8 protein-coding genes are annotated in these 13132 nt (G+C 68.6%); all 8 read right to left on the reverse strand.

What is annotated here, in order from left to right:
* Nucleotides 1–4: 4 nt before the first annotated feature.
* Complete coding sequence (locus AC1DCJ_RS03745; protein ID WP_478070147.1) at nucleotides 5–1051, reverse strand: alginate O-acetyltransferase AlgX-related protein; 1047 nt, start codon at nucleotides 1049–1051, stop codon at nucleotides 5–7.
* A 21-nt stretch (nucleotides 1052–1072) separates the two neighbouring features.
* Nucleotides 1073–3895 carry an NfrA family protein gene (locus tag AC1DCJ_RS03750; RefSeq protein WP_478070148.1) on the reverse strand — a complete coding sequence of 941 codons (2823 nt, stop codon included), beginning with the start codon at nucleotides 3893–3895 and terminating at the stop codon, nucleotides 1073–1075.
* Nucleotides 3892–6036, reverse strand: a complete 2145-nt coding sequence (locus AC1DCJ_RS03755; protein ID WP_478070149.1) for a glycosyl transferase family protein — start codon at nucleotides 6034–6036, stop codon at nucleotides 3892–3894. The genes AC1DCJ_RS03750 and AC1DCJ_RS03755 overlap by 4 nt, the downstream gene beginning before the upstream one ends.
* Before the next feature lie 6 nt (nucleotides 6037–6042).
* Nucleotides 6043–8256, reverse strand: coding sequence for a hypothetical protein (locus tag AC1DCJ_RS03760; RefSeq protein WP_478070150.1), 2214 nt, complete (start codon nucleotides 8254–8256; stop codon nucleotides 6043–6045).
* Nucleotides 8253–9434: a non-hydrolyzing UDP-N-acetylglucosamine 2-epimerase gene (wecB, locus tag AC1DCJ_RS03765; protein WP_478070151.1), complete on the reverse strand. Its 1182-nt coding sequence runs from the start codon at nucleotides 9432–9434 to the stop codon at nucleotides 8253–8255. Before wecB ends, AC1DCJ_RS03760 begins: the two co-directional genes overlap by 4 nt.
* A 170-nt stretch (nucleotides 9435–9604) precedes the next feature.
* Nucleotides 9605–10780, reverse strand: a complete 1176-nt coding sequence (gene pncB / locus AC1DCJ_RS03770; protein WP_320491263.1) for a nicotinate phosphoribosyltransferase — start codon at nucleotides 10778–10780, stop codon at nucleotides 9605–9607.
* Between the two features lie 639 nt (nucleotides 10781–11419).
* On the reverse strand, nucleotides 11420–12256 hold the full coding sequence (locus AC1DCJ_RS03775; RefSeq protein ID WP_478070152.1) for a glycosyltransferase family 2 protein: 837 nt from the start codon (nucleotides 12254–12256) through the stop codon (nucleotides 11420–11422).
* Nucleotides 12253–13113: a glycosyltransferase family 2 protein gene (locus AC1DCJ_RS03780; protein WP_478070153.1), complete on the reverse strand. Its 861-nt coding sequence runs from the start codon at nucleotides 13111–13113 to the stop codon at nucleotides 12253–12255. Before AC1DCJ_RS03780 ends, AC1DCJ_RS03775 begins: the two co-directional genes overlap by 4 nt.
* Nucleotides 13114–13132: the final 19 nt, after the last annotated feature.

Genomic DNA, 13132 nt, shown 5'->3' on the forward strand with positions numbered 1-13132 from the left:
CGGGTTACTGCCCCAATGCCTTGTTCACGCGCGCGGTGAACTGCGCCGGGGTCATGATCGACGCGTTGTCCCACTGGCCCTGGGCCTGCGGACCGAACCCGTACACCGGTTCGAACATCTGCCAGACCAGTACCTGCGGCGGATTGGCGCGGAAGTCGTCGGACTCCAGGTACTCCAGCAGCATGATCCACGGGCCCACGTTGCCGGCCTTCCAGTTCACCGTGACCGGGCGGTCCAGCGCGTTGGAGAGCTTCTGCGGGAAACCGAAGTAGGCCTGCACCATGCTGTGCCCGGTCACGTGCACCGGTGCCTTGCCACTGTCGAGCAGGCCCTGCGATTCGGCGGCGCGGCGCACGGTGAAGGTTTCGCGGCCCACCGCGGCACGCTGTTCCGGTGGCAGGAACAGTTCGGCCAGGTCGCCGTAGCGACGCTCGCGGGTTTCCTTGCCCAGCGGCGTGCCCGTGCCGGGCTCGCCGGCCAGGTTCGGCACGGTCTGCTTGATCCGTGCCGCCAGCGCATCGGCGGTGGCATCGGCGGCGGCCTGGGTCCAATGCTGGTCGCTGCGATAGAAGACGTCGGTGCCGCCCGCACGCACGCCGGCCAGCACTTTGCGCGCATCCAGGGCATCGACGCCGGCGTTCTGCAGCGAGCCAAGAATGGTGTCGTAGCGCTTTTCCACCGACGCACTCACCACCTTGCCCGCGGGCAGGCGATCTTCGTAGAACAGCACCTTGTCGGGCAGCAGCAGCAGCTCCAGGCGCACGCCACGTGCGGCAAGGCGGGCCTTGGTTTCGGCGATCAGGCGGGTGGAGGCATCGACCGCCTGCATGTCCACCTCGCTCAAGCTGCCCCACGCCGGGAACAGCCAGCCGTCCTTGCCGACCAGCACGATGGCCGAGTCGTCCTTGCTGGCCGCGGGCGGTGCGGCGGCGGGCGCCTGCGCCTGCGCGACACCGGTACCGGCCAGTGCACACAGCACGGCCAACAGCGGCAGACCGGCATGCAGGCGTCGGCGGGGAGCGGTGGGGGTCAGCAAGGAATGCGTATCCATGTCGTTCATGCCTTTTCGATGTCAGTAGTACAAGGTGGCGGTAGCGAACAGCCCCTTGGCGCGCTGCGTATCGCCGCCGCCAAGAGCGAACCGGTACTGCACGGCCAGGTCCAGGTAGGACCGCGCCGCGTTGTAGTGGTCTTCGCGGAACCAGTAGCGCACGCCCACGCCGGGGCCGGCACCGAGCGACCAGCTGCGGTCGGTGTCGGACAGGTCGAACGATTGCGCGCCGATCAGCGGGTAGGCGATGCCGCGCACCCTGGAGCGCTGGTCGATCCAGTCCGCGCCGATCACCAGGTACGGGCTCAACACCCAGCGTGTCTGCTCGGCACCGAAGCGGTAGCTGCGGCCGGCGCGCAGTTCGGCGGCACCGAACCACTGCTGGCGACGCAGGCGACCGTCGGAGTCGGTCAGCCGCGCCACGATGTCGCCGTTGCTGTCGATCTGATCCACGGTGAAGCGCGCGCGGTTGTCATCCCAGGTAAAGCCGGCCTGGGCGTACCCACTGAGCGTCCACCACTGGTTGACGTCGGTGCGCACCCCGGTGCCTTTGTAGAAGCCGTAGGTGAGGTAGGACATCCAGCCGCCGGCGTTGTCCTGCAGGCGGTAGCGGGCCGCGGTGGTCATCTGCAGCGGCTGGCTCGATTCGATCTGGATCCGGCACTGGATGGCGGCCGAATCCGGGTACACGCCGCCGTTGCGGGTGGCGGTGCCGAGGAACTGGCGGCGCTCGATGCCGGCGCTCAGGCCGGTCTGGCCGAAGGTGTAGCGCGCACCGAACGCGCCGATGGTGGACGGCCACCCGGCGATGGACCGCGAGCGGCTGAGGCGCTCGGCGCGCGTGCGGGCATCCTCGCTGGGGATGCCGGTGCACGGGTCCACCGCCTGCAGCGATTCGAAGGTGCCGCCTTCGTCATACAGCGTGTTGGCCAGGCGCGCATACAGTTCCATCGTGCCGTGCTGGTTGTTGAGTTTCTGCGGCCGCCAGAACGCTTCGAGCGTGCCGAACACCGAGTCGCCGGGCGTGCTGATCGCCGCACCGCCCAGGTTGGTGGCGGCCTGGCGCGCGCCGCGATAGCCCGCCGACAGCGTCATGCCCCATTCCCGCGAATAGTTGGCGATGGAGCTACGCGTGTTGTAGCGCTGCGCGGCGTCCAAGGGCAGCGTGCCGGCGTCGGCGCTGTCGATCGCCCCGCGCAGCAGCGTCACCGCCTGCGGGTGCTGGCCGAGCGCCGCGTTGGAATAGGCCTGGTCCAGCACCACCGTGGGCGGTGCCTTGCCGGTTGCCTCGGCCGCCTGAAAATCCCCCAGTGCGCTGCGCGGATCACCCGCACGCTGGTTGAGGTAGCCGCGCTGCATCAGCAGCCCGGCATCCTGCGGCGTGGTGGCCAGGGCGGTATCCAGACGCTGACGGGCTTCGGCCTGCTGGCTGCGGTCGCCGGCGGCCAGCGAGGTGGTCAGCAGCGACTGCAGCGGCGCGCTGTCCTGCGCGGCCTGCACGGCCTTGCGCGCTTCTTCGATGGCCTGCTGGTAGTCCTGCCGGCCGTAGGCGGCATAGGCACGCTGGGCCGCGCCGCCCTCGCCCTGCAGGTCGGTCGGGGTCAGTTCGCATTGGGTGCCGTAGGGCGTTTCACGGCACTGCTGGATCGGCGCAGGATAGCTGGTGTCGGTAAGCGCCACGCCCGGTCGCGCCGAGCGCATCGAACGGGTGCGCAGGGCCACCGCGTCGGCAATGGCACGGCGCGTATCGGCATCTTCGTCGGTCAGTGGATCGGTGCGCAGCGGGGCCAGCAGGCGCTCGGCACGCTCACGGTCGCCCGCGGCCAGCGCCGCATCCACCGCCAGCAGACGCACGTTGCGTTGCTGCTGGCCATCCAGCCAATCCTGGGCCAGCACGCGGTCGAAGTCTGCATTGGCCTGCGCGCTGCGGCCCAGCCGTTGCTGCAGGTAGCCGCGCATCACCAGCGCGTTGGTGTCTTCATTGTCCTGTTTAATCGCATCGGATGCCGCATCCACCGCCTCGGGCAACTGGTTGCTGAGCAGCAACGCGGTCATCAGCAGCAAGCGATGGCTGCCCGACTCCGGCGCCAGTTCCACCGCTTGGCGCGCAGGTGCCACAGCATCCTGCGGACGCAAGGCGATCAGCGCCTGGTAGCCGGCCTGCGCCGGCACGACCGCCTGCTCGCGTTTGATCCGCAACTGAGCGGCAAGAATATCGGTGCGGTTCGGCGCGCCCAGCGACAGCGCGGTGGCCGCCGCCTGCTGCGCCTCGTCCAGCTTGCCGCCGGCCTCCAGCGAGGCCACCCACAGGATCGCCCAGGCGCCCTGCTGCGGTTGCTGGCGGAAGGCCTGCTCGGCCTTGCTGGCGGCTTCTTCCATGCGGTCGCTGTTGAACGCCTCGTAGGCCTGGGCCGCCAAGGGAAACGCGCGTTGATAGGCCAGCTCGGCCGCGGTGGGGCGGGCGGCGGTGGCACCGCGCACGTTGGTGCCCGCGGCGGTGCCGGCACGCGGTGCAGCGGCGGCCAGGCCCGGCAGGGCCGGGTCGGTGATGCCATCGGCAAGTGCCCGTCGCGCCAGCGCGCGCGCCTCGTCGGTGCGGCCCAGCTTCTGCGCCGCGTAGATCTGCAGCAGGCGCAGGCGCGCCACGTCGGGCCGCAGCCGCACCGCTTCGCTGGCGGTACGGTAGGCCTGTTGGTAGTCGCCACGGTCGTAGGCACCGAACGCCTGTTCGGCGATGCGGTAGGCGTTGCCCGACAGCGGCAGCGATTCCTGGGCGTGCACGCTGGCACTGCCCAGGCCGATCAGGCTCAGCGCGATCACGCTGGAAAGCAGGGTGGTTCTCATGCCTTCAGCTCTCCGGTGGCGCTGTATTGGGGTTGGCCCGAGCGACGATGCTGCTCGCGCACGGCTTTGGCAATCGCCGCTTCGGTGGCGACACCGTGCTTGACCAGGTAGTCGCCGATGCGGCCGTCACGCTGGGGCTTGTATTCGTCCAGCATGCGCTCGAACTGGTCGCGTGCGATCAGCTGCATCTCCACCAGCAGGTCGCCCAGCAGCGGCACCGCGTCGATGCGGTAGGTTTCACCGCTGATCAGGCGCAGGCCGGCATTGATTTCGCTTTCGCGCGCGATCGACTGCGTCAGTGCGGTGGCATGCACATCGTGCAGCAACTGGGCCTGCTCGGCCTCGCTGAGCGGGTTGGCCACCGCGATCGACAAGGTATCGGCGGTGCTGCCCGGCAGCGGCAACAGGCGCCACTGCACGCAGGCTTCGACCGAAAGCGGGAACTGCCCGGCCTGCAGGTAGTCGACGTCGATCACCGCGCGGGCCAGGTCGCCCTGGAAGGCGATCGCCTCGGCCAGGGTTTCATCGTCCAGCCAGCCCTGCGACACCAGGATGCGGCCCAGCGGTTGCTGGCGCCCGCCCTGCTGTTGCTGCAGCGCCTGCTCCAGCCGCTCCGGCTCCACGGCCTGCCAGGTGGTGAGCAGTTCGCCCAGGCGCTTGCGGGTCTGCACCAGCTGCGAGGCACTGGGGAAATCGTGCATGGTCTTGTCCCACACCATGCGCTTGCCGAACAGCAGGTACAGCAGGAACATCCGCCACGCGCGTGCGGTGGCCATGAAGTTGATCATGTTGCCGACCACCATGCGCGGGATCGACATCAACCCGTGTTCCCAGCCGTACAGCTTGTTGACGAAGTAGAAGCGCTGCACCACGCGGGTGGCCAGCGCGGCGGTGGTGATCAGCGCCACGTTCATCTGCCAGGTGCCGGCCTGGAAGATGGTCGGGAACTGGGTGGTCCATACCCCGGTCACCTTGAGCAGCCAGAACAGCAGCAGCTGCAGGAAGATGATGTAGGCGATGATGCTGATGAACGAGGTGACGATGCCCTTGCGGTCGCGCGCCAGCAGGTATTTGGTGGCCAGCGAACCGCGCCAGCCCAGCGTCTCCCAGCTCTGCAGGCCGATACCCAGCACCCAGCGTGCCTTCTGCCGGTACGAGGCGCGGAAGTTGTCGGGGAAATACTCGCGCACGCACAGCGCCATCGACTGGGTGCTCTCGCGCACCGGGCCCCACCCGAACCACGACGGCCGGCGCACGCGGAACTGCACCGGGAAGCGGGCGAAGATCGAATGCATGCCCATCGCCGCCAGCCGCGCACCCACGTCGTAGTCTTCGGTGAGGCTGTCGGTGTTGAACGGCTGGTTGTCGGTGGCCGCACTCAGCGCAAGCAGCGCCTTGCGCGAGAAGCAGGTGCCGACGCCGGCCGAGGGCACCATGCCAGACACGCTTTCGCGCACCACCAAGTCCTTGGCATGCCACTCGGCGAACTCGTCCATGTACACGCCGGCGATCAGCTCGTACCACTCGCGGTCCAGCGAGGTGACCGGCAGCTGGATCATGTCCTTGCGCGGCAGCAGGTAGTTGAAGAAGCGCAGCTCCATCGGGTGCAGCACGTCTTCGCTGTCGTGCAGGACCACCCCGGCAAATTCGATGTCGTGGCGCTTCTCGTAGTCGAAGATCGACAGGATCAGCCAGTTCAGGCAGTCGGCCTTGCTGGTCGGTCCGGCATGCGGCACTTCCACGCGGCGCAGGCGTTTGTAGCGCCGCCGCATGCGCTCTACTTCGGCGATGGTCTCGGCGTCGTTGGGATAGGTGCCGACAAAGACGATGTACTCGCGGTAGTCGAGTACATCGATCATGTTTTCCACCATCTGCGCGATCACGTCGTACTCGGCCCAGGCCGGCACCATGATCGCCAGGGGTTGTTCCGGACGCTGCAGCAGGTCCTGCTGGGTCAGCGGGCGGTATTCGCGGCGCTTCTTGACGGTCAGGGTGCGCCAGCTTTCGCGCACCCAGTACCAGATGTCGATGAACAGGTCGTCGAGGCTGGAGATCAGGATCAGCACGGCGACCGCCGCTGCCACTGTTTCCAGGGCAGCGTAGTAGTTGGCCAGCTGGATGTTCCAGAACAGACCGTCCACGGCCGGTCAGTGACCGTTGCTTGCGGACGTGCGGCGACGACGGACCTGGGTTACACGAGCCGCCAACAGCGCGAACACCACCAGCCCGACCAGGACCAGCAACCACACCATGTGCTGTTGCCACCAGGGCTGCGGATTGCCGCTCTCGGCCAGGCGCGCGCCATAGGGGTCGTGGCTGTCGAAATCGCTGACCACGCCGCTGCCGTCGAGCACGGCCAGGTCGCCGCGCAACAGACGGAACGGCTGGTCCAGCGCCGGGCCCTGCGCGCCGAGGTCGTTGTAGAGCACGCCGGTATGGCCGCCCCCGTCCACCACCTGCACCGCTGCGGCACGGTCCAGGCCGGCCAGGTCGAGCAGCGGCTGGGTGGCACCGTTGACCACCAGGCGGCCGTCCTTCAGACCGGCCGGCGTGACCCCGGAGGGGGCCAGTGCGAAGGCCAGGTAAGGCCGCGCCGGGCTGATCGCGGTACCGGCCGCGACTACCTTCAGTTCGGCCCCCTGCGGCGACACACCGACCGCGCTGGCGATGGCGATCACCTTGGCCAGCGACGCCGGGGCGTCCTGCAGCCAGGTGGCCGGCACGAACACCTCATTGGCGTGGGCCAGCTGGCTGGCGGCACCGACGAAGTCGGCGTCCAGGGTGCGCTTGGCCAGCGTCAGGTGGCTGCTGGGCAGGATCGACACCGGGAACGCGGTGGCCGGGTCATGACAGTACGGACGTGCCGGCTGGCGCAGGAAGCTGATGCGCACCTCGTTGCGTGCGGCCAGCGCATAGGCCGGCACCTTGGCCACCAGCCGCTGCGGCTTGCCATCGGCGGCGAGCACCTTGGCGCCCAGCAGGTAATCGTTGAAGTAGAGGCTCGCCACCGCGCCCTGCCCGGCCGCATTGGGTGCAGCGGAGACGTCGACCACCACCTGATCGGGCAGGCGGCCGTCGGCCGACAGCGCGCCGAGTGCGAAGCTGGCGGTGCGATCGCCGCGGGTCACGATGTCCAGGGTGCCGGCGATGTCGCCCAGGCGGCTGAGCAGCACCGCGTTGTCGCCCACCGGGGCCGGGCTGGCCTCGGCCACCTGCAGGGTGTGGCCCAGTGCATAGGCGCGCCACTGCTCACTCAGCAGGCCGGCCACCTTGGCGCCGGCGTTGGCCGCCACCACCAGGGTCGGGCGCCCGGCCACGGCGGCGACGCTGACCGACGCGGTGCCGGTGCCCTTCTCCAGCGCGGCCATGTCGCTGCCGCGCCAGGCGGTAAAGGCGCTGGCGGCATCGCCACCACTGGCACCGACCTCGGTGGCCAGGGCATCCAGTGCCGCGCGCACACCGGCGCGCAGCGGGTCGGTACTGATCGCCACATCAATGGCCAGCGGACCGCTGTCGCGCAGCGACAGCAGCGCGCCGACTTCGGCCAGGCTGGCAATGCGATGCTGGGTGCCGCCTGCGGCCAGCGCCGCATACGCCGGCACGCCCTGCAGGCTGGCCGGAATGGTGATGCCGGTGAGGTCCACCGTGCTGCCCACCGCCGGCAGTGCCACCACGTCCACCTGCTTGCCGCCGTTGCGCAGCGCCGCGCCCACCCGCCACGCGGCGTCGTAGGCCGGCGCCTGCAGCGTCTTGCCATCCACCAGCACGCGCACGCGCGTCGGCAGTGCGCCCCAGGCCTTGGCCACGGTGTTCACCGCACGCCCGTCGAAGCGGTAGCTGAAACGCGAGTCCGGCGACAGCCGCAGCACGTTGGCCGGCGCGCTCTGGTCGGCGCAGCGGTAGTCGGACACCACCGACCACCAGCCCACGGCCACGCGGACGAAGCCGTTGTCACGCGGCAGGCCATCGATGGCCAGCAGCTGGCTGGCATCGCCCTGCGCATCGGTGATCGACCGCGCCGCGACCGGGTCGCCATCGACCGACCACAAGCCCGAACTGCGCCCGGTGTGACCGCGCACGTAGCGGCCGTCCAGCTGCAACTGCGCGTCGCGGGTGGGCACGCCAGCCGGAACAGGCAGGTAGATTTCGCGCTGGCTTTCCTGGCCGCTGAGGGTCAGCGGCTGGCGGAAGCCCAGCTCACGCAGCGTCATGCTGCGCGTCACGGTGGCGTCGGCCGCCCACTCGGTGAACTGCCCGGCCGCGGTGTCGGCGGCGTAGGCAGGACTGAGGGGGAGTGCCAGGACCAGGGCCAGCGGTAATACCTGGGGAAAACGAGCGGTACTACGGTTGGTCGGGGTCATGGCGTCACTTCGGAAAGGGAGGGTTGGGACAGCGGCGCCGCATGGGCGGCCACGAACTCGTCGAACGGTTCACCGCGCAGCGCGGCAACGATCCGCGCCGAGGCGCGTCCGTCGCCGTACGGGCTGGCATCGGCGATGAAGTGCGCCGCCACCCGCGGCCCGTTGCAGGCGTCGTGCACGGCCGCCACGATCCGCGCCGGATCGGTGCCCACCAGGCGCACCACGCCGGCCTGCACCGCTTCGGGGCGCTCGGTGACATCGCGCATTACCAGGACCGGGCGGCCCAGCGCCGGGGCTTCTTCCTGCACGCCGCCGGAGTCGGTCAGCACCACATGCGCACGCTGCATCAGGCGCACGAAGCTGAGGTAGTCCTGCGGTGGAATCAGGTGCACGTTGTCCAGCCCGCCCAGATGGGCATGCACCGGCCCCTGCACGTTCGGGTTGAGATGCACCGGGTACACGATCTGCAGGTCGTCGCGCAGGGCCAGCTCGGCCAGCGCGCGGCAGATGTTCTCGAAGCCGCCGCCGAAGTTCTCGCGGCGGTGGCCGGTGACCAGCAGCAGCTTGCGCTGGCTTTCCAGGAACGGGAAATGCGCGTCGATCGAGGTGCGCAGCGTCGCGTCCTGGTCGATGCGTTCGACGGTCTGCTTGAGCGCGTCGATGACGGTGTTGCCGGTCACGCTGATGCGCCCGGCCAGGTTTTCCTGTTCCAGGTTGTAGCGCGAGCTGTTGGTGGGGGCGAACAGATGATCGGCGACCACGTCGATCACGCGGCGGTTCATCTCTTCGGGCCACGGCTGCTGCAGGTCGCCGGTGCGCAGGCCGGCTTCAACGTGCGCCACCGGAATGCGGCGGTGGAAGGCCGCCAGCGCCGCGGTCATCGCCGTGCTGGTATCGCCGTGGACCAGAACGCGGTCCGGCTGCACCTGCTCGTAGAGCGCGTCGAGTTTGGCGAACAGGCGGGAACACAGCCCGTTGAGGGTCTGGTTGGCGACCATGACATCGAGGTCGTGATCGGGGTGGATGTCGAACAGCGACATCACCTGGTCGAGCATCGCCCGGTGTTGGCCGGTGATGCAGACGATGGACTCGATGCCCGGCGCGGCATGCAGCGCGCGGACCAGCGGTCCCATCTTGATGGCTTCAGGCCGCGTACCAAAAACAGATAGAACCTTCACCCGACTGCTCCCTGTGATGACCAACGACTGTGACTTCCATCACGCAAATCGTAGGCCAAGTGCGGCGAGCTAGCCAGTGCAACGTGATGGAGATCACATTTTCCCGAAAAGTGACGCTGTGCGTCACTTATTGCCCCGGAACACGGCTCATTGTGGCGCTTTTGTTCGTTTCACCCCGGTGAAAGTTCGAATACCTGGCGCAGGTAGGCCAGGTAGCCGGGGTCATCGCACATGCTCTTGCCCGGCGAATCGCTCAGCTTGGCCACCGGCTGGCCATTGCAGCGGACCATCTTGATGACGATGTTGAGCGGGGTCGGCCCCAGGTCGTTGGTGAGGTGCGTACCGACGCCGAAGGCGACCTGACAGCGGCCACGGAAGTAGTCGAACAGCTGCATCACCTTCTCGATGTTCAAGCCATCGCTGAAGACCAGCACCTTGCTGCGCGGATCGACGCGGCGATCCTTGAAGTGCGCGAGCATGCGGTCGCCCCAGGCGAAGGGGTCGCCGGAGTCGTGGCGCACGCCATCGAACAGCTTGCAGAAGTACATGTCGAAGTCGCGCAGGAACGCGTCCAGGCCGACCACGTCGGAGAGCGCGATGCCGAGATCGCCGCGGTATTCGCGCGCCCAGGATTCCAGCGCCGCCACCTGCGAATCGCGCAGGCGCGGGCCCAATGCCTGGAACGCCTGCAGGTACTCGTGGGCCATGGTGCCGTGTGGGGTCATGCCGTACAGGCGGGCGAAATGCACGTTGCTGGTGCCCACGAACTGCGACCCCAGCGCGTCGCGCATCATCGGCAGCATGCGCGCATGCCACTCGCGCGAGTAGCGGCGACGGCTACCGTAGTCGGCGATACGGCACAGCTCGAAGCCGGGCGTGTCGCGCAGCAGCGCGGTCTTGGCCTGCAGGCGGCGCTCGCCTTCGGCGAAATCGGCGGTGGTGGTGTTGCGGAACCACACCTCGTTGATGATCGCCAGCAAGGGCACTTCAAACAGGATGGTGTGCAGCCAGGGGCCGGTGATGTCCAGCTCGATCTCGCCGGGCACGCTGGCCGACGGCTGCAGCCGGATGTACTTGCGGTCCAGGTGGAACAGGCCGAGGAAGTCGGCGAAATCCGCTTTGACGAAGCGCAGGCCGCGCATGTACTCCAGCTCTTCGGTGCTGAAGCGGAGCTGGCACAGGTGGTCGATCTCGGCGTTGATCTGGTCGATGTAGCTGGCCAGGTCGATGCCGGGGGTGCGGCACTTGAACCGGTACTGGACCTGGGCGCCGGGATGCTGATGCAGCACCGCCTGCATCATGGTGAATTTGTACAGGTCGGTGTCGAGCAGGGACTGGATGATCATGCTGCGATTATGCGCCTGCGTGGATGTACCCACCAACGGTGGGTACCTACCGGGGATGCGGTGATTGGACGCCTGCGTGGAGGTACCCACCAGCGGTGGGTACCTACCGGGGATGCGGCGATTGGGTGCCTGCGTGGATGTACCCACCAACGGTGGGTACCTACCGGGATGCGGCGATTGGGCGCCTGCGTGGATTGTACCCACCAACGGTGGGTACCTACCGGGATGCGGCGATTGGGTGCCTGCGTGGATGTACCCACCAACGGTGGGTACCTACCGGGACGCGGCGATTGGGCGCCTGCGTGGATGTACCCACCAACGGTGGGTACCTACCGGGATGCGGCGATTGGGTGCCTGCGTGGATGTACCCACCAGCGGTGGGTACCTACCGGGATGCGGTGATTGGGTGCCTGCGTGGAGGTACCCACCAACGGTGGGTACCTACCGGGATGCGGCGATTGTGTGCCTGTGTGGATGTACCCACCAACGGTGGGTACCTACCGGGATGCGGCGATTGGGCGCCTGCGTGAATGTGCCCACCAACGGTGGGTACACCCCGGATGCGTGGCAATGTGGGGTAGGTATCGACCGTTGGTCGATATCGGTACCGCGGTACGCCTGCCGGCTCGCGGTCGGTCGTTACCGCGCGCGCAGCAGCCTTGGAATCTGTACCACCGCGTGGGCCCAGATCGCGGCGAACACCGCGCCCTGTACCGGCAGGCTGCGCTGGTTGGCTTCGAACTTGCGGAAGTAGCGCCACAGGCCGCGGTGCTTGTGCCATTCCACGAAGAACGGCCGCGAGCGGCTGGACACCCCGCGCACGTGCACCGCCTGCAGGTCGTTGGCGATCGCCACCAGCGCGCCGGCCTGGCGCACGCGACGGCACAGGTCGAGGTCTTCGGCGTGCAGGCGGTAACCGGCATCCCAGCCGCCGATGCGGTCGAACAGGGTGCGCGGCATCAGCAGCAACGCCCCCGACAGCGCCGGCACCGGCTGCAGCGGCAGGCTGTGGTCGACCGGGATCGCCAGCTTGGCGCCCTGCCCCGGCGAGCGCAGCATCGCCCCGAAGTCCGGGTCGCGACGGCGCACGGCCGGGTCGGGCTGGCCCTGCTCGTCGACCTGTTCAATGCCCAGCAGGCAATCGCCGATGGCCATGCCACGTTCGCACAACGCGGCCAGGGTGCCGGGCTCGACCAGCAGGTCGGGGTTGATGAAGGCCAGCCACGGTGCGCGGCTGTCGGCCACGCCCTGGTTGTTGGCGGCCGCGAAGCCAGGGTTGTCCGGGTTGGCGATGAACCGCACGCGCGGGTCGGCGGTGGCGTGGCGTTGCACGATATCCAGGGTGGCATCGGTGGAGCCGTTGTCGACTACCCGGATCTCGACCACGCCGTCGGCCCCGCGCAGCCTGGCCAGACAGGCATCCAGCGTGCTCGCGCTCTGGTAGCTGACAACGATCGCGGCGATGGCAATGCTCACACGGGTGACTCCGGAAGGGATGCAGGCGGCGGGGCGAACAAGTCGCCCTGCGAACGCGGCATTATCGCCTGCCGGTGCAACTGCTGCAGGGTTTCACGGGTGCTGCGCAGCGGGTCGGCCATCAGGAACGCGGCCAGGCGAGGCTGCCAGCCCGGCCAGCGCGTGCCCAACGCGTCCATGTCGCCATCGAAGGCGGTGGCTTCGCCGGCGCGCGCCACGAAGGCGGTTTCGCACAATGCGTTGCGCCAGCCCAGCCCGGCCATGCGCAGGCTCAGGTCGACCAGTGCGGCATTCCACGAGCCGTAACTGTGCATGTCCAGGCCACCGGCCTTGCGCCGTGCATTGGCCCGCAGCAGTACCGCGTGGGTGACCGCCGAGGGCAGTTCGGGATGCATCGGCGGCAATCCGGCGCAGGCCTGGGCCATCGCGTTGAGGTCGGCCGGTACCGGATCGATCTCGCCCAGCCGTGGCCAGGCCGCGGTTTCACCGGCGTTGCACCACGGCGTGGCCGAGCCGATCGACGGGTCGCGCGCGAAACAGGCATCCAGCTGCTGCAGCCAGCCCGGCGCGGGAATGGCGTCGGGCGCCAGCACCACCACGTCGGCGCCTGCACAGGCGCGCAACATCTCATCCAGGTGGGCCACCTCGCCGATGCTGCGCGCGCGCCGGGTGTATTCGGCACGCAGCCGGGTGTGGGCCAGCCAGTGCTCGATCACCGGCTGTACGCGCGGGCCGGCCTGGCCGTCGTCGGCCAGCCATACCGCGGTGTCGGCCGGCGTGCCGGCGTCCAGTGCGCCCAGGCATAGATCCAGGGCGGTGTCATCGACCCCGATCGGCAGCAGCACGATCGTCCCCATCGGTCCCCCTGTGTGCGGC

The organism is Stenotrophomonas sp. 10N36 (assembly GCF_056395005.1).

Excerpts from the sequence above, each read along its gene's own strand:
- AC1DCJ_RS03745 (WP_478070147.1), bottom strand. The coding sequence starts at position 1,051 with ATGGATACGCATTCCTTGCTGACCCCCACCGCTCCCCGCCGACGCCTG.
- AC1DCJ_RS03780 (WP_478070153.1), bottom strand. The coding sequence starts at position 13,113 with ATGGGGACGATCGTGCTGCTGCCGATCGGGGTCGATGACACCGCCCTG.
- pncB (WP_320491263.1), bottom strand. The coding sequence starts at position 10,780 with ATGATCATCCAGTCCCTGCTCGACACCGACCTGTACAAATTCACCATG.
- AC1DCJ_RS03760 (WP_478070150.1), bottom strand. The coding sequence starts at position 8,256 with ATGACCCCGACCAACCGTAGTACCGCTCGTTTTCCCCAGGTATTACCG.
- AC1DCJ_RS03750 (WP_478070148.1), bottom strand. The coding sequence starts at position 3,895 with ATGAGAACCACCCTGCTTTCCAGCGTGATCGCGCTGAGCCTGATCGGC.